Below are 15,814 nucleotides of genomic sequence, written 5' to 3' on the forward strand. Positions count from 1 at the left end.
TCCCACATGCGCGCCACCGCCTCCTTGCTGGATAGCTCGGCCATCGCCTTGTCGGGGTTATGCCTGTTGCATTGCCTTGCCCTGCCGCTGCTGGCGGCCACGCTGCCGCTGCTGGGTGCCTGGAGCCGGGCCGAATGGGTCCATGTGGTGTTCGCGATGGCAGCGGTGCCCCTAAGCAGCTACGCGCTGTGGAGCACGCACCGCCGGCACGCGCTGCCGGCGCCGGTCTGGGTACTGGCGCTTTGCGGGCTAACCGGGTTGGCGCTCGGTGCGAGCGGTCTGGCCGGCGACGCGCTGGAAACACCGATCACGGTCACCGGCAGCCTGCTGCTGGCCAGCACGCATCTGCTCAATCTGCGCCTGCGTCGCCGACATAGCGGGTGCGCGCGCGAACGGCACGATCAATGACCGCTACGGCGACGTCTGCCGGAGCCGCTTGCACGGGCAGGTTGTGAACACGCGCATGCAGGTGATGACCGATGGGGGCTACAACGAAAAGCCCAGCAACACTGGGTCGTGATCGGAGCTGCGCCACGGCCCGGGCAGGTTGCGCTTGGCATAGCCAGCCTCGTCCATGACATCGGCATTGACATGCCATTCGACCGCGCCACGGAGTTGCTTGGCCATCGCCGGGCTGAGCAGCGCGTGATCCAGCCGCCCACTCATGCCGTTGTAAACGAAGCTGTAAGGCTGCTTCACCCCGGCCACTGCAAACGCGTCTTGCCAGCCACTGGCGCGCAGGCTGCGCATCGGCATTTCCATCGCATAGGCATTGAAGTCGCCCAGCAGCACGGCGAGCTTGGTCTGCGCGCCGGTGGGGTCGGTCTGCAGCCATTGGTGTAACCGCTTGGCCGATTCGGTACGGGTGGCGTTCCAGCAGGCCTGGCCGTCCTGCTGATCGGCATCGGCACCGCTGGCGTTACCGCAGCCCTTGGACTTGAAGTGATTGGCGACCACCACGAAGGTGGCCCCGCGCGCGCTACGGAACGCCTGCGCCAGCGGCACGCGGCTGTGATTGTCGAACGGCCCGCCGGTCAGCGTGGCCGGCTTGCCGACCGGGGTGACCTGCGAACTGCGATACACGATGCCGACCCGGATCGCATCGGCGCCCGGGCCGCTGCCGGTATCGATGAACTGCCAATCCTTGTCCTTGCCGGCAGCGTTGAGCGCGGCCACCAACTGCGCAACGGCCGCATCGGCACCATTGCCGTCGTTTTCCAGTTCCATCAGTGCGGCCACATCGGCGCCCAGCGGCACGATGGTGGCGACCAGCTTGGCCAGCTGCGCCTGGAACTGTTCGTGCGTGCGTGCACCGCGCTTGGTCGGGAAGCCACCGCCGCGGCCATTGCCGTTGAAGAAATTCTCCAGGTTGAACGAAGCGATGCGCAGATCGCCACCCACCTGCGGCGCAACGGCGGTCGGCACCGCCGGCAAGGTCAGCGGGCTCAGCACCTGGATACGGTAATTGCCGTCGTAGCGTTGATCGACGATGCCATCCACCGATTTGAGCAGGCTGCCGCTGCGCAGCACCGGATCGGTCGGCAGATACGACACTGTCTTGGGGCTGCGACCGTTGCGCGCATCGTCCAGCAGCACGCGACGGCGTACGTTGTCGGCCTCCACCTGCGCGAATGCCGGCGTGCCGGCTGCGGCCACTTCGCTTGGCTGCCACAGGCGCCCACCGAACGCGGCGACCAATTCGCCGTACGTGTCGAGGCGGTCGCTGCCATTGAGCGTGAGCGCGGCGATGCGCACGTGTTCGCCTTCGAGCGCTTCCCAATTGGCCGGCGGGCCGCTGAGCATACGCAGCGGGACCGGTTGTCCACTGGCGAGCCGCTCGATGCTGCTGGCGTCCACCGTGGTCAGGCTCGCCTCGCCGCCTGCCGAGACCTCGCGCACGGTGCCGACGATGCGCACGCGGTCGCCGACCGCCAGCTCGGCATTTCCCGCACCGGTGACGAATAGACCATGCGAGCGCCGCGGTTCGAAACCGGGTTGCTGCACGAACAGGCCGGCCAACCCCACGCGCGTGTCGGCGGTGATGACGCCTTCCACCTCGACCATGCGGCCGTCGTACGGGCTGCGGCTGTCCTCCCCTTGCACATCGGCAATCGAGAGCCGTTGCGCTGCACCGTCGGCAGCGCTGCAGAGCAACGGAGCCCACAGACAAACGAAACCGAGCACAACCAGCGGGCGACGCGACATCGAACGACTCCAAAGAGGTGGATCAAACGCAAACGCCGCCCGAGAAGGCGGCGCGTGATAACGGAAGGCGCGGGGGCAGGCTAACAAACCATGGGGAATGACCGCCAGGCGCGCTTGCTACAAAAACGAGATACGGCTAGTGCATTGCGTTGGTGCAATGCAGATCGTGCCCGCGCCACGATCTGCACGCGGCGCATTCGATGACAACGGACTAGGCGCACGATGAGCCGCGTCAGTCGTCACACCGCAGCCACAGCGCCCAACCACTCGCCAGGACCTTACTTCAGATTCCCCAGCATCCAATCGACGGTGGCACGCACCTGTTCTTCGGTAAGCCCCGGGTTGCCGCCCTTGGGGGGCATGATGCCGCCATCCGGGCCGGCGTAGCCCTCGATGGCGTGCTTGTACAAGGTGTCCTTGCCCTGCGCGATACGCGCATCCCAATGCGAATGGTCCAGCGTCGGCGCCTTGCCCACACCCGTGGTGTGGCAGGCGGTGCACAGATTGTTGAAGATGGTCTTGCCATCGGTCGTGCCGCCGTACGCGGACTGCGAGGCGGCCTTGGCCAGCGCTGCGGCCTGTGCTGCAGCCTGAGCGGACGCGCCAGTAGCGCCCGCATAGACCGCACCCGCAGGCGCGATGCGTTGCAGGACGCGTTTGGCGGCAGTGGGCGAGACTTCGTCGGGGATAGCGCGTTGCAAATATGCTGCCAGGGCGATTAGGCCCAGGGTGATCACCACCAGTAAACCGATCACCATCGAGAATTTTTTCAGGAACTCGAGGTCGTAATTCCGCACGCGCTCACCCCTGGCTGTTGGTCGAAGACCTCTGCTAGCGCCGGAGTATAGAGCACAGTTCAGGCCAGTCTGGCCAGCCTGCATGACAGTTTTCGCAGCGATGTGCGCTACGCCCCCGGTGCGCCGATGCTTCCGTCCGCACACATGATCGCGTTGGTTGGAGAATTGCCGCAGCGCCGCATGCGGCCCATTGGTCTCCGTTGTGGGAATTGCGTATCATTCCCAACAACACGGTGGCGCGGTGCTCGCTTCACCGGTCCCGCCTTTGAGGAATCGCCGCGATGAAATCCTTCCTACTGTCCTGCTTGGCCTTGGCCAGCATCAGTTTGTCTGCCCAGGCCCACGAAATCTGGATCGAACGCGACAGCAGTGGCCCGGTGCGCATCTTCTTCGGCGAGCCAGCGCAGGAAGCGCTGGACCACGGCGAAGACGAGATCAAGCGCGTGGTCAAGCCAAAGGTGTTCGGCACTGCCGGCAAGGCCGGTCCACTGCAGCGCGGCACCGAGTTCCTGACCGCGCCCTTGGCTGGCAGCGGCGATGCCTGGTTGAGCGACGACAGCGTGTTTGAACCTTGGAAGGGGGAAGCCGGCGGTTTCGAGACGGTGAGCTACTACGCACGCGCCGGCCGTACCACCCCGGCAGCAAAGCTCGATTTCGAACTGGTCCCCACCGCAGCCAACAGCAACACGCTGACCGTGCTTTATCGCAACAAGCCGCTGCCCAAGGCGGAAGTGACAGTGATCGATCCGCAGAAGTGGCAGAAGACGCTGACCTCCGATGCCAACGGCCAGGTGACCCTGCCCAAGCTGCGTGCCGGCCGCCACATTCTCGTCGCTACCAACAAGGAACCGGTGAAGCGCGAGATCGCCGGCAAGCAGGTGTCGATGGTGCATCACATCAGCACGCTGACGTTCCTGGCCGAGTAAGCGTGGTCGACACTGCTCCCGCGCAATCGTCGACCGGGCGTGGCCGGTGCCAACTCGCGGCAGGAGCGACACGTCGGTTGCGCTTCCGGCGTCACGCGTGCGGGCCGATTGCGTTTGCTAACGATGCCGGTCTGGCAACTGCGCGCTGCGGCAGGTCGCCTGCCTCAACGCGCGCGCGCGCAGGTCGCTTGATGTCCAGCGCATCGTCCTTGCCGCAGCCCTGGTTCAAGCGCCCCTGGCTCGGAGTGCTTGCGCGCACGCTGGCAGCAATCTTCGGCGGCTACGCGCTCGCCAGCGCGACCAATCTGCTGTTGGCGCTGGTATTGCCGATGCCGCGCAGTGAAGCGGTGTTGACCAGCATGCTGATCGGCATCGTGGTGTGCGCGTGTGCGCCGCTTTGGGCGTTCGCCACTGCCAGCGCGTGGCGTGCATGGGCCGGCATTGCGGTGCCAGCGGCGCTGATGTTTGCGCTGGCCGCGTGGCTGCAACGGAGCGCGGCATGAAACAGGGCTTTCGCCAGTCGATGGCGTGGCTGCACACCTGGACCGGGCTGCTGGTCGGCTGGGTCTTGCTGCTGATCTTCATGGGAGGCACCGCCAGTTATTACCGCGACGAAATCAGCCGCTGGATGCGCCCGGAACTGCCCACCGCCACGGTGAGCACCGCCACTGCGCTGCGCAGCGCCGAGCAGTATCTGCAAACACACGCAGCCGATGCAGCGAGCTGGAACATTACCTTGCCGGACACGCGCACTCCGGTGGTGAGCATGTACTGGCAAAACCCTGCGCCAGCCGACGGCAAACCGGCCAGCCGCCGACAGATGTATGGCAATGCCATCATCGACCCGGCCACCGGCAAGGACATCGCCGCTCGCGACACGCTGGGCGGCGAATTCTTCTACCGGCTGCATTTTGATCTGCATTATGTGCCGGTGGTGTGGGCGCGCTATATCGTGGGTTTTTGCGCGATGTTCATGCTGGTAGCGATCATCAGCGGGGTGATCACGCACAAGAAAATCTTCAAGGACTTCTTTACCTTCCGCCCGGGTAAGGGGTTGCGGTCATGGCTGGACTTCCACAACGTCAGCGCGGTGACCGCGTTGCCGTACCACGCGATGATTACTTACACCGGCATCGTGACCTTGATGTTTATGTACCTGCCATGGGGCATCAAGGCGCGCTATGCAGGCGATGAAATGCGCTTCTACGACGAGGCGGCCAATCGTGTGGCCGATACGCGTAAGGCGGCCGGGGTACCGGCGCACATGCTGCCGCTGGAGCAGTTCGTGGCACGTGCGCGCAGCGACTGGCGCGGCGGCGATGTGGGCAGCGTGGCGGTGTCCTTTCCCAATGATGCGCATGCCGCCGTGGGCGTAAGTCAGTTGGCCGAACACCTCTCCACCGATGCGCCGTCCATCCTGTTCGATGCAGTCAATGGCGAGCGCCTGCAACGCAGCGGCCCGCCGGGCGGTGCCAGCCAGACGCGCGGTGTGATGGTAGGACTGCATCTGGCCCACTTCGCCGGTGCATGGCTACGCGCATTGTTCTTCGGCTCTGGCCTGCTGGGCTGCCTGATGGTGGCCAGCGGTGTGGTGATGTGGGCTGTGAAAGAACGCCCTAAGCATCTGAAAGCCGGACGCATCGGCTTCGGCCTGCGCCTGGTGGACGCACTCAACATCGGCACGGTGGCCGGCTTACCGATCGCCTTCGCCAGTTTCTTCTGGGCCAACCGCGTGTTGCCGGTGAACCTGGAAGCCCGCGCAGCGATGGAGGCCAATCTGTTTTTCGCTGCGTGGGCCACGGCGCTGCTGGCCGCCTTCGTGTGGCCGCGGCGTGCAATGTGGAGTTGGCAGTTGTATCTGGGCGCAGCGTTGTTCGCACTGGTGCCGGTGCTCAATGCGATCACCACCGATAAGCATCTAGGCGTGACGCTGCCGGCCGGGCAATGGGCGCTGGCGGGCGTGGATCTAGTCTGCCTGTTTCTTGGTCTCTGCCTGGGCATTACCGGCTTTCGCCTGCAGCGCTGGAAAGCTTCGCAGCCTGCGTCGGCGCGGCGCGTCCATGCCGCTGCCGCAACGCCTGTGCAGCACACCGCGCCGATCCAGGAAAGCGCATGAGCGTGCTGCTATTGCTGGCACTGAATTTTTCCGGCTTTGCTGCGCTGTGCCTGGCGATGGACAAGCATCAGCAGGAGTTGCGCGGCCGCCTGTTGGGCGCTGCACGCTCCCGGCAACTGCGTGTGCTGGGTTGGTTCTTGCTATTGGCGACGTTCGGCTTGGCGGTGCATGCGCAGGGCTGGGGCATCGGCCCGGTGCTGTGGCTGGGCACGTTGACCGGGGCTGCAGCGGTGCTGTCGCTGTGGCTGTTGCCATATCGGCGTGGCGCGATCGTGCCGGCCGCGGTGGCCGCGCCGGTGCTAGCGGGTGTGGTGCAGGTGTTGGTGGGTTGAAACTGGGGGGCTGCACGTCGGCGATGTACTGCGTGCGTTTGCATGCGTATCCAGCGGCAATGACCGGGATGAAGAGCACGCATCACTGGCGGACGGGATCGCCGAGCTAACGCGAGATGCGATGACCTTGATCATCGATGGACGCATGCGCCGGTTTCCGTCAGTGGCGTTTCTGGATGGCGACCCGCGTCTGGTGCAGTGCTGGGGTTGAGATCCTCTTTGCTGCGCAGTGAGTTTTCGCCGCAAGCACGTGCCGTGACGTTCGCGATACCGATGTCGAGTGACGCGCGAAACGTGAGCGCACCCGTCGGCGCGTCCCCAGTTACACCACCGTCGGCGGATCGCCCCAACTACGGCCATCGCGCGGCAGACGGCCATCGTCGAGCACCAGCAGCACGCGCTCGGGCTGGAGCATGTCCAGAAACAGCACCACGTTGACGCCTTCGGGCCGCGCCATGCTCGGGAAGATCACGCCGGGGATCTCTGCGTCGCGTAGCAGGTCACCGAGCACCCAGCTCACTGGTTCGATCTTGTTGACCAGCGCCTTGCGCCAGTCGTCAGCCCAGTCGGCCCACAACGCATCCCAGCTGGCGTCGAGCAGACGCAGATCAGCCAGCGCCGGCAGATCGGCGGCATAACTGACCAGCGTCAATGGCGGCAGGAACGGGGCGGCCTGTGCATATTCGGCGGCAGCGGTTTCCAGTTGCAGCGACAAATACAACGCCGGCTGGCCGAATCGATTGAAGCGGCCGCCCGAGCGCGCCGCACCTGCGCCGCTCAGCGGTTCGGCGGCCCAGCGCGGAGTGAAGGCGCGATAGAGCGTGCAGTGCGCCGGGGCGCTCAGCTTCAACCGGCCGCCCCCGCGGCGACCGTGCGCAGATAGGTCAGCGCATCATCGGTGCGCCCCTGCTTGACCACTTCCAGCAAGGTGGCGAATTCGAACGCGGGGATGGGCGTGTTCTTAAGGTGGAACACCACCTGGCGCTCGTCCGGCTGCACCTGCGCCATCGCCACCAGCAGGCGCGACAGATTGCGCAGCAGGTCCTGCACGCGCGGGCTTTCCGGATGCACGCGTAGGCTGTTGCGGTGCACGCCTGCCAACTCGGCCAGCTCTTGTTGCGACAGGTCTAGCAGGCCGGCCATGGCCGACGGCGACAGGATGGTCCGGTCCGGCACGCGCAAGCGTTCGGTCAGGGCCAGGGGGTTGAGGACGGCGACCATCGCGCGACTCCGGCAAGATGAGTGCACAGTATATGCACAGTTAGACGCAACTAAGTGGCACATGGGGGTACACAGTCAGCGCGCTGTCAGCGGATCGTTTGCGCTGCGCCCACCGCGCGCAGGCAGAAGCCGCAGATCGCCTCGACCAGTTGCTCGCCTTGTTGCCGATCGCCACGACTCGGGGCGATCGGCCCGACCAAGGCTTCGGTAAACGCGCCGACGATGCAGGCTGCGGCGGCATCCAGCGACTGCTGCGGGAATTCCCCAGCCGCCACGCCCTCGGCAAGCAGCTGGCGAAAGACCTCGCCGAACAGGCGCCGGCCACGGATACGCTCGGCGTCCACCTCGCTCTCCACCGGCTCGGCAATAAAGGCGTATGCCAGCGCCGGGCCGGCCAAGGCGCGCCGCACGAAGGTCGCGATCGCGCTGCGCAAGCGCTCGGTAGCGCTGGCCTGGGTGGCGATGATCGCGCGCAGGATGGTCATCTCACGCTGCACGGCTTCGTCGAGAACTTCCACGAAAAGTTCAGCTTTTGATGGGAAATGCCGATAAATCTGCCCGGTTGAAACACCCGCCGCGGCCGCCACCGCGGTCACCGGTGCATTGCGGTAGCCGCCTTCGGCAATCAAGACGCGGGCCGCATGCAGGATGCGTTCGCGGTTGCCGGCCAGGCGTTCTTCCATCAGAGCGGAGCGTCGATAAGCCATGGTGTGATTCTGGATTCAATAGTTGAATTTTAGTTCACTTTTTCGTTGCGGACCGCTAGTCTGACCACATCCGCCGCGCGGCCCGCCCGCTCCCACCCGGCACATCCCGATCCCTGTGGAGTTGTTGCATGCATGTGCCGTCCTTGAACTTCGAGCTTGGCGAAGAGATCGATCTGCTGCGCGAAAGCGTGGCCGCCTTCGCCAGCCACCATATCGCCCCGCTGGCCGCGGCAGCCGATCACGATAACGTGTTCCCCGCGCACCTATGGCGCCTGTTCGGCGAGCAGGGCCTGCTCGGCCTGACGGTGGAAGAAGCATACGGGGGCAGCGGCATGGGCTACCTGGCGCATGTGGTGGCGATGGAAGAGATCTCGCGCGCCGGCGGTGCGATCGGACTGTCGTACGGCGCGCATTCCAACCTGTGCCTCAATCAGCTGCGCAAGAACGCTACCCCCGAACAGAAGCAGCGCTACTTGCCCCAGCTATGCAGCGGCGAGCATGTGGGCGCGCTGGCCATGAGCGAGGCCGGCTCGGGCTCGGACGTGGTGTCGATGAAACTACGCGCCGATGCGCGCGGTGACCGCTTCGTGCTCAACGGCAGCAAGATGTGGATCACCAACGGCCCGGATGCCGACGTGTTGGTGGTGTACGCCAAGACCGACCCGGACGCTGGCGCGCGCGGTATCACTGCGTTCATCGTGGAAAAGGGCATGCCAGGTTTTTCCACCGCACAGAAGCTGGACAAGCTGGGCATGCGCGGCTCCAACACGTGCGAGCTGGTCTTCACCGATTGCGAAGTGCCTGCCGAGAACGTGCTGGGCACGCTCAATGGCGGCGTGCGCGTGCTGATGTCCGGGCTGGATTTTGAGCGTGTGGTGCTGGCGGGCGGCCCGCTCGGGCTGATGGCCGCGGCGATGGACGTCGTGCTGCCGTACGTGCACGAGCGTAAGCAGTTTGGCGAGCCGATCGGCAGTTTCCAGTTGATGCAGGCCAAGCTGGCGGACATGTACGTGGGACTCAATGCCTGCCGCGCGTATGTGTATGCGGTGGCGCGCGCCTGCGATGCCGGGCACACCACCCGCCAGGACGCCGCCGGCGCCATCCTGTATGCCGCCGAAAAAGCGACATGGCTCACCGGCCAGGCGATCCAGGTGCTCGGCGGCAACGGTTACATCAACGACTACCCCACCGGCCGCTTGTGGCGCGATGCCAAGCTGTACGAAATTGGCGCGGGCACCTCGGAAATCCGCCGCATGCTGATCGGCCGCGAGTTGTTCGAACGCACCGCCTGACGGAGTCACCATGAGTGTGATCGATAGCCAGCTGCAGGTCAGCAGCGAGAGTTTTCAAAACAACGCCGCCGCGATGCGTACGGTGATCGACGACCTGCGCCACACACTTGCGCAGACTGCGCGTGGCGGCAGCGAAGCAGCACGCGCCAAGCACACTGCACGCGGCAAGTTGCTGGTGCGCGAGCGCATCGATGCGTTGCTGGACCCGGGCAGCGCGCTACTGGAAATCGCGCCGTTGGCCGCGCATGGCATGTACGACGATCAGGTGCCGTGCGCGGGTGTAGTGGCCGGCATCGGCCGCGTGTCCGGCGTGGAATGTGTGATCGTCGCCAATGATGCCACCGTCAAGGGCGGCACCTATTACCCGATGACGGTGAAGAAGCATTTGCGGGCGCAGGAAATTGCGCAGCAAAACCGATTGCCGTGCATCTATCTGGTCGATTCCGGTGGCGCGTTCCTGCCATTGCAGGATGAAGTGTTTCCGGATCGCGACCACTTCGGGCGCATCTTCTACAACCAGGCCAACCTCTCGGCAAATGGCATCCCGCAGATCGCGTGCGTGATGGGGTCGTGTACTGCTGGCGGTGCGTATGTGCCGGCGATGAGCGATGAAACGGTGATCGTGCGTGAGCAGGGCACCATCTTTCTGGGCGGGCCGCCGCTGGTCAAGGCAGCCACTGGCGAAGCAGTCAGTGCCGAAGACCTGGGCGGCGCCGATGTGCATACGCGCATCTCAGGTGTGGCCGACCACTTTGCCGACAACGACCTGCAAGCGCTGGCGCGCGTGCGCGCCATCATTGCGCAGCTCAACTGGCGTAAGCCAGCAGCAACATTGTCACTGCAGCCACCATCACCGCCGCGCTATGCAGCCGAAGACTTGTATGGCGTCATTCCGGCCGATACCCGCAAGCCCTTCGATGTGCGCGAAGTGATCGCGCGCATCGTCGACGACTCGCGTCTGGACGAGTTCAAACCGCGCTATGGCAGCACGCTGGTCACCGGGTTTGCGCATCTGCATGGCTACCCGATCGGCATCATTGCCAACAACGGCATCCTGTTCTCGGAGTCAGCGCTCAAGGGCGCGCACTTCATCGAGCTATGCACTCAGCGCGGTATTCCGCTGATCTTCCTGCAGAACATCACCGGCTTCATGGTGGGGCGCAAATACGAACACGGCGGCATCGCCAAGGACGGTGCCAAGCTAGTGATGGCGGTGGCCTGCGCCAAGGTGCCAAAGTTCACCGTGGTGATCGGCGGCTCGTTCGGTGCCGGCAACTACGGCATGTGCGGCCGCGCCTATTCGCCGAATTTTCTGTGGATGTGGCCAAACGCGCGCATCGGCGTGATGGGCGGCGAACAAGCGGCCAGCGTGTTGGCCACGGTGCGTCGCGACGGCATCGAAGCCAAGGGCAGCGCGTGGTCGGGCGAAGACGAGGATGCGTTCAAGGCGCCGATCCGCGCGCAGTTCGAGCAGCAAGGTCATCCGTATTACGCCAGCGCACGGCTATGGGACGACGGCATCATCGACCCTGCAGATACGCGCCGCGTGCTTGGCCTGGGCTTGTCGGCGGCCTTGAATGCACCGATCGAGCCAACGCGGTTCGGCGTGTTTCGCATGTAACTTGGTTGCGTGTGTTGCAGCTTCAGTGCTGCGCGCTGCGGTGGGGCTGGTGTGCAGGCCGGCAATGAGGTTCCGTCGTATGTGTGCCGGCAATCGTGGGCGGTTGTGCAACTGGCTTGCAAGCAACACAGCGCGGTGTAGCAACAGACCTGCTTCCGCTCGATGTACGTGTGAAACAGACAAGCCGTTTTTCTTCGTGGGACGACCCGCCGCTACGGCGACGTGCAGAGACTGATCCAATGACCCAGCGCGACCCTATCGCCGCAGCAACGCAAGCGCCCTTCGACAAGATCCTGATCGCCAATCGCGGTGAGATCGCCTGCCGGGTGATCGCAACCTGCCGCAGCCTCGGCATTGCGACGGTGGCGGTGTACTCGGATGCAGACCGCGCTGCACGGCATGTGCGTTTGGCCGACGAGGCGGTCCATATCGGTGCGTCGCCGGCGCAGCAAAGCTACCTGCGTGGCGAAGCGATTCTGGAAGCGGCACGCGCAACGGGTGCGCAGGCGATCCATCCGGGTTATGGGTTTCTTTCGGAGAACGCGGCGTTTGCCGAAGCCTGTGCACAGGCTGGCATCGTCTTCATCGGCCCGCCGGCAGCGGCGATTCGCGCAATGGGCGACAAGAGCGCGGCCAAGGCACTGATGCAACGTGCCGGCGTGCCGCTGACGCCGGGCTACCACGGCGAGGAGCAGGCGCCGGCTTTCCTGCGTGCGCAAGCCGACGCAATCGGCTACCCGGTGTTGATCAAGGCCAGCGCAGGTGGTGGCGGCAAGGGCATGCGCCGGGTGGATGCCAGCGCGGCCTTCGAAGATGCCTTGGCTAGCTGTCAGCGTGAAGCGCAATCGGCATTCGGCAATGCGCACGTATTGGTGGAGAAATATGTTGAGCGGCCGCGCCATATCGAAATCCAGGTGTTCGGCGATACGCATGGCGAGGTGGTGTACCTGTTCGAACGCGACTGCTCGGTGCAGCGCCGTCATCAGAAAGTGCTGGAAGAAGCACCTGCGCCCGGCATGAGCCAGGCGCGGCGCGCGGCGATGGGCAAGGCGGCCGTGGACGCGGCACAAGCCGTGGGCTACGTCGGTGCCGGCACCGTGGAATTCATCGCTGGCCCGGACGGCGATTTCTATTTCATGGAAATGAACACCCGGCTGCAGGTGGAGCATCCGGTGACCGAGTTGATCACCGGCACCGATCTGGTGGAATGGCAATTGCGCGTCGCCGCTGGCGCGCGGCTGCCGCGTCGGCAGCACGAGCTGCGCATTCACGGGCATGCGCTGGAGGCACGCCTGTATGCCGAAGATGCCGAGCGCGGCTTTCTGCCGTCCACCGGTACGCTGCGCCAGCTGCAGTTGCCTGTCGCCAGCGCGCATGTGCGCATCGATGCGGGCGTGGAGCAAGGCGACATCATCAGCCCTTACTACGACCCGATGATCGCCAAGCTGATCGTCTGGGATACCGATCGCCCCGCTGCATTGGCACGCATGCGCGCGGCGTTAGCGCAGTTCCATGCGGTGGGTGTCACCACCAACAGTGCATTTCTGTCGCGCCTGATTGCGACCGAGTCGTTCGCATCGGCGAATCTGGACACCGCGCTGATCGAGCGCGAGCATGCCGTGCTGTTTCCACAGGCGCACAGCCCCGATAGCGCATGGTGGTGCCTGGCGGCGGTGTTGATCGCCGATGCGTTGCCGGCTGCGGCCGTTGATCCGGCCGATCCGCACTCGCCGTGGCAGCAGAACGATGGCTGGCGCATCGGTGCGCGTGCAGCGCAGCGCGTGATTCTGGAAGCAAATGGCGAGCGCCGCCAACTCGACGTGCGTCGCGATACCGATGGCTGGCAAGTCATCTTCGCGAACGAAACGCACACCTTGCGCCACCACTCGCACGACACTGGCTTGCGGGTGGAGATGGACGGCCGGCAATGGCGTGCGCAGGCATTGCGTGATGGCAACATGCTGACCCTGATCGGCGCTGCGCAGCGGGCAACCTTCCATTACCACGATGCGCTGGTGGAAGCCGATCAACCCACCCAGGACGCGGGTGGGCTGACCGCACCGATGCCCGGCCGCATCGTCTCCTTGGCCGCAACGGTAGGCCAGCCGGTCACCCGCGGGCAGGCGCTGGTGGTGCTGGAAGCCATGAAGATGGAACACACACTGCACGCGCCCAGCGACGGCACCGTCCAGTCATATTTGGTGGCCGAGGGCGATCTGGTGGCCGACGGTGCAGCGCTGGTGGAATTCGTGTCCGCATCTGCGTAGCGACGCATGGCTGCGTGACCAACGGCACGTTCGTCTGTACGCGGGCTGCCGCTAGCGTGGCACATCGGCCGACGTGGCCGTAGTGCCACCGGAGGCCTTATGCAACGCCTGCTTCTCGTTTCCAGCATGCTGCTCGCGCTGTCTTCCTGCAGCGACAAAACCGCGCCCGCATCCGAAAAAGCTGCAACGCCCACCCCGGCGGCGGCGGCACCCGCTGCGCCTGCCGAACTGATCACCCGCGATGCATTGTTCGGCAACCCCGAGCGTGCCAATGTCAGCATCAGCCCGGACGGCAAGTACCTCAGTTGGGTGGCACCGCTGGAGGGCGTACTCAATGTCTGGGTCGCGCCGGTGGATGCGCCCGATCAGGCCCGCGCGATCACCAAGGACACCGCACGCGGTATCCGCAATTACTTCTGGACCCATCAAGCGAATACCCTGCTGTATCTGCGCGACAACGGTGGCGATGAAGATTTCCATCTATTTTCAGTCAATCTGGCTGATGGCGGAAGCAAGGATCTCACCCCGTTCAACAAGACCAATGCCGAGGTATATCGGGTCAGCGCGCAGCATCCCGAATCGATCATGGTCGGTATGAACGATCGCGATGCCAAGTGGCACGATGTGTATCGCGTGGACTTGGCCTCCGGCACGCGTACGTTGGTACAGAAGAACACCGACAACCTGGATGCGTACCTGTTCGATGGCGACTACCAGCTGCGCTACGCCACGCGCGCGACAGACGATGCCGGCAGAGAGTTACTGGTGCCAGATGGCAAACGCTGGAAGAGCGTGGACCGCATCCCGTTCGAGGATGTCACCAACACCACCCCCGACGGCCTGACCGAGGATGGCAAGACGCTGTACATGCAGGATTCGCGCAACCGCGATACCGCAGCGCTGTATGCCATCGACACCGCCAGCAATGCACGCACGCTGCTGTTCGAAAACCCACGCGCCGATGTCGGCGCCACCTTGAACGATCCCAAGACCGGCGTGGTGCAGGCAGTGTCCACCGACTACCTGCGCGAAGAATGGAAGCCGCTGGATAACGGCATCGCCGCAGATCTGCAAAAACTGAAATCGCTCGGCAGCGGCGACGCCAGCGTTGCCGCACGCACGCTCGACGACCGCATCTGGATCGTCGGTTATTCGGCGGCCGAAACACCGCTGACGTACTACCGTTACGACCGCGCCGATGGTGGCAAGTTGACCAAGCTGTTTTCCGCACGGCCCGCACTGGAGGGCAAACCGCTGGTGCCGATGTGGCCGCAGGAACTGACCGCACGCGATGGCCTCAAACTGGTCAGCTATCTCACCCTGCCCGCCGAAGCCGATACCAACCACGACGGCAAGGCCGACAAGCCGGCGCCGTTGGTGTTGTTCGTGCATGGCGGCCCGTGGGCACGCGACAGCTACGGCTATGGCCCGTACGAGCAATGGCTGGCCAATCGCGGCTATGCGGTGCTGTCGGTGAACTTCCGTGGCTCCACCGGCTTCGGCAAAGCCTTTACCAACGCAGGCAACGGCGAATGGGCCGGCAAGATGCACGACGACCTGCTCGACGCGGTGCAATGGGCGGTCAAGCAAGGTGTCACCAAACCCGACGACGTCGCCATCATGGGTGGCAGCTACGGCGGCTATGCGACGCTGGTCGGCATGACCTTTACCCCGGACGCTTTCAAATGTGGCGTGGACATCGTGGGCCCGGCCAATCTCAATACATTGCTCGGCACCGTACCACCGTACTGGGCCAGCTTCTACAAGCAGCTGACCCGGCGCATGGGCGACCCCGCCACCGCCGCCGGCAAGCAGTGGCTGACCGAACGCTCCCCGCTCACCCATGTCGACAAGATCAGCAAGCCGCTCTTGATCGGCCAGGGCGCCAACGACCCACGCGTCAAACAGGCTGAGAGCGACCAGATCGTCAACGCGATGAAGGCCAAGAACATTCCGGTCACCTACGTGCTGTTCCCCGACGAAGGCCACGGCTTCCGCCGCCCGGAAAACAGCAAGGCCTTCAACGCAGTAACCGAAAGCTTCCTGAGCCAGTGCCTGGGTGGCCGCGTGCAACCGATCGGCGCGGATCTGGAAGGCTCCAGCATCACCGTCCCGGAAGGCGCCGACAAGATCAACGGCCTGAGCGATGCCTTGAAGACGCATACGCAGGCGATTCGGAAGTAGGCGACGCATGCAGGGCATTACTCGCTGCTACGGCGAGTAATGCCGCTTACGATGCATACGTCCGGACCAGGCGGCGCTATCGCCGGCTCATCTACCGAAGCCGTTTCCACCGAGCCAGTGCCAACGCAACTCGCTTGCGTCGCTGC

At 64.6% G+C, this 15,814-nt stretch carries 14 protein-coding genes; 9 read left to right on the forward strand and 5 right to left on the reverse strand.

The annotated features are described in order from the left end of the window. The first annotated feature begins 6 nt into the window (after nt 1–6). A complete protein-coding gene (locus M0D43_RS09960; protein ID WP_252164490.1) occupies nt 7–408 on the forward strand; it encodes a MerC domain-containing protein in 402 nt (133 codons plus the stop codon). A gap of 78 nt (nt 409–486) precedes the next feature. On the opposite strand, the gene M0D43_RS09965 is transcribed toward M0D43_RS09960, so the two are convergent. Further along, complete coding sequence (locus M0D43_RS09965) at nt 487–2,205, reverse strand: ExeM/NucH family extracellular endonuclease (RefSeq protein ID WP_252164491.1); 1,719 nt, start codon at nt 2,203–2,205, stop codon at nt 487–489. Between the two features lie 278 nt (nt 2,206–2,483). Next, nucleotides 2,484–3,002 (reverse strand): c-type cytochrome, encoded by a 519-nt coding sequence (locus tag M0D43_RS09970; protein ID WP_101364564.1) that lies wholly within the window; start codon nt 3,000–3,002, stop codon nt 2,484–2,486. A 281-nt stretch (nt 3,003–3,283) separates the two neighbouring features. Between M0D43_RS09970 and M0D43_RS09975 the strand changes: the two genes are divergently transcribed. From M0D43_RS09975 to M0D43_RS09990, 4 genes are all read left to right on the forward strand, one after another. Beyond that, nucleotides 3,284–3,928, forward strand: coding sequence for a DUF4198 domain-containing protein (locus M0D43_RS09975; RefSeq protein ID WP_252164492.1), 645 nt, complete (start codon nt 3,284–3,286; stop codon nt 3,926–3,928). Between the two features lie 191 nt (nt 3,929–4,119). Continuing rightward, nucleotides 4,120–4,431 (forward strand): DUF3649 domain-containing protein, encoded by a 312-nt coding sequence (locus M0D43_RS09980; protein WP_252164493.1) that lies wholly within the window; start codon nt 4,120–4,122, stop codon nt 4,429–4,431. Continuing rightward, nucleotides 4,428–6,044, forward strand: a complete 1,617-nt coding sequence (locus M0D43_RS09985) for a PepSY-associated TM helix domain-containing protein (RefSeq protein ID WP_252164494.1) — start codon at nt 4,428–4,430, stop codon at nt 6,042–6,044. The genes M0D43_RS09980 and M0D43_RS09985 overlap by 4 nt, the downstream gene beginning before the upstream one ends. Beyond that, a complete protein-coding gene (locus tag M0D43_RS09990; RefSeq protein WP_252164495.1) occupies nt 6,041–6,376 on the forward strand; it encodes a DUF3325 domain-containing protein in 336 nt (111 codons plus the stop codon). The genes M0D43_RS09985 and M0D43_RS09990 overlap by 4 nt, the downstream gene beginning before the upstream one ends. Nucleotides 6,377–6,698: 322 nt before the next feature. Here the strand turns inward: M0D43_RS09990 and M0D43_RS09995 are convergent, their stop codons facing one another. From M0D43_RS09995 to M0D43_RS10005, 3 genes are all read right to left on the reverse strand, one after another. Further along, a complete protein-coding gene (locus M0D43_RS09995; RefSeq protein WP_252164496.1) occupies nt 6,699–7,226 on the reverse strand; it encodes an RES family NAD+ phosphorylase in 528 nt (175 codons plus the stop codon). After that, the gene (locus M0D43_RS10000; RefSeq protein ID WP_017156918.1) at nt 7,223–7,597 is read right to left on the reverse strand and encodes a hypothetical protein; all 375 of its coding nucleotides are present in this window, start codon (nt 7,595–7,597) and stop codon (nt 7,223–7,225) included. Before M0D43_RS10000 ends, M0D43_RS09995 begins: the two co-directional genes overlap by 4 nt. Before the next feature lie 86 nt (nt 7,598–7,683). Next, a complete protein-coding gene (locus M0D43_RS10005; RefSeq protein ID WP_252164497.1) occupies nt 7,684–8,304 on the reverse strand; it encodes a TetR/AcrR family transcriptional regulator in 621 nt (206 codons plus the stop codon). Nucleotides 8,305–8,432: 128 nt separating this feature from the next. Between M0D43_RS10005 and M0D43_RS10010 the strand changes: the two genes are divergently transcribed. From M0D43_RS10010 to M0D43_RS10025, 4 genes are all read left to right on the forward strand, one after another. Beyond that, nucleotides 8,433–9,596 carry an isovaleryl-CoA dehydrogenase gene (locus tag M0D43_RS10010; RefSeq protein ID WP_252164498.1) on the forward strand — a complete coding sequence of 388 codons (1,164 nt, stop codon included), beginning with the start codon at nt 8,433–8,435 and terminating at the stop codon, nt 9,594–9,596. 10 nt (nt 9,597–9,606) lie between these two features. Beyond that, the gene (locus M0D43_RS10015; RefSeq protein WP_252164499.1) at nt 9,607–11,217 is read left to right on the forward strand and encodes a carboxyl transferase domain-containing protein; all 1,611 of its coding nucleotides are present in this window, start codon (nt 9,607–9,609) and stop codon (nt 11,215–11,217) included. Nucleotides 11,218–11,456: 239 nt separating this feature from the next. Then, a complete protein-coding gene (locus M0D43_RS10020) occupies nt 11,457–13,484 on the forward strand; it encodes an acetyl/propionyl/methylcrotonyl-CoA carboxylase subunit alpha (RefSeq protein WP_252164500.1) in 2,028 nt (675 codons plus the stop codon). A 99-nt stretch (nt 13,485–13,583) separates the two neighbouring features. Further along, nucleotides 13,584–15,668: a S9 family peptidase gene (locus M0D43_RS10025; RefSeq protein ID WP_252164501.1), complete on the forward strand. Its 2,085-nt coding sequence runs from the start codon at nt 13,584–13,586 to the stop codon at nt 15,666–15,668. Nucleotides 15,669–15,814: the final 146 nt, after the last annotated feature.

The organism is Xanthomonas prunicola (genome assembly GCF_025266575.1).
In the GTDB taxonomy this organism is placed as follows: Bacteria; Pseudomonadota; Gammaproteobacteria; order Xanthomonadales; family Xanthomonadaceae; genus Xanthomonas; species Xanthomonas prunicola.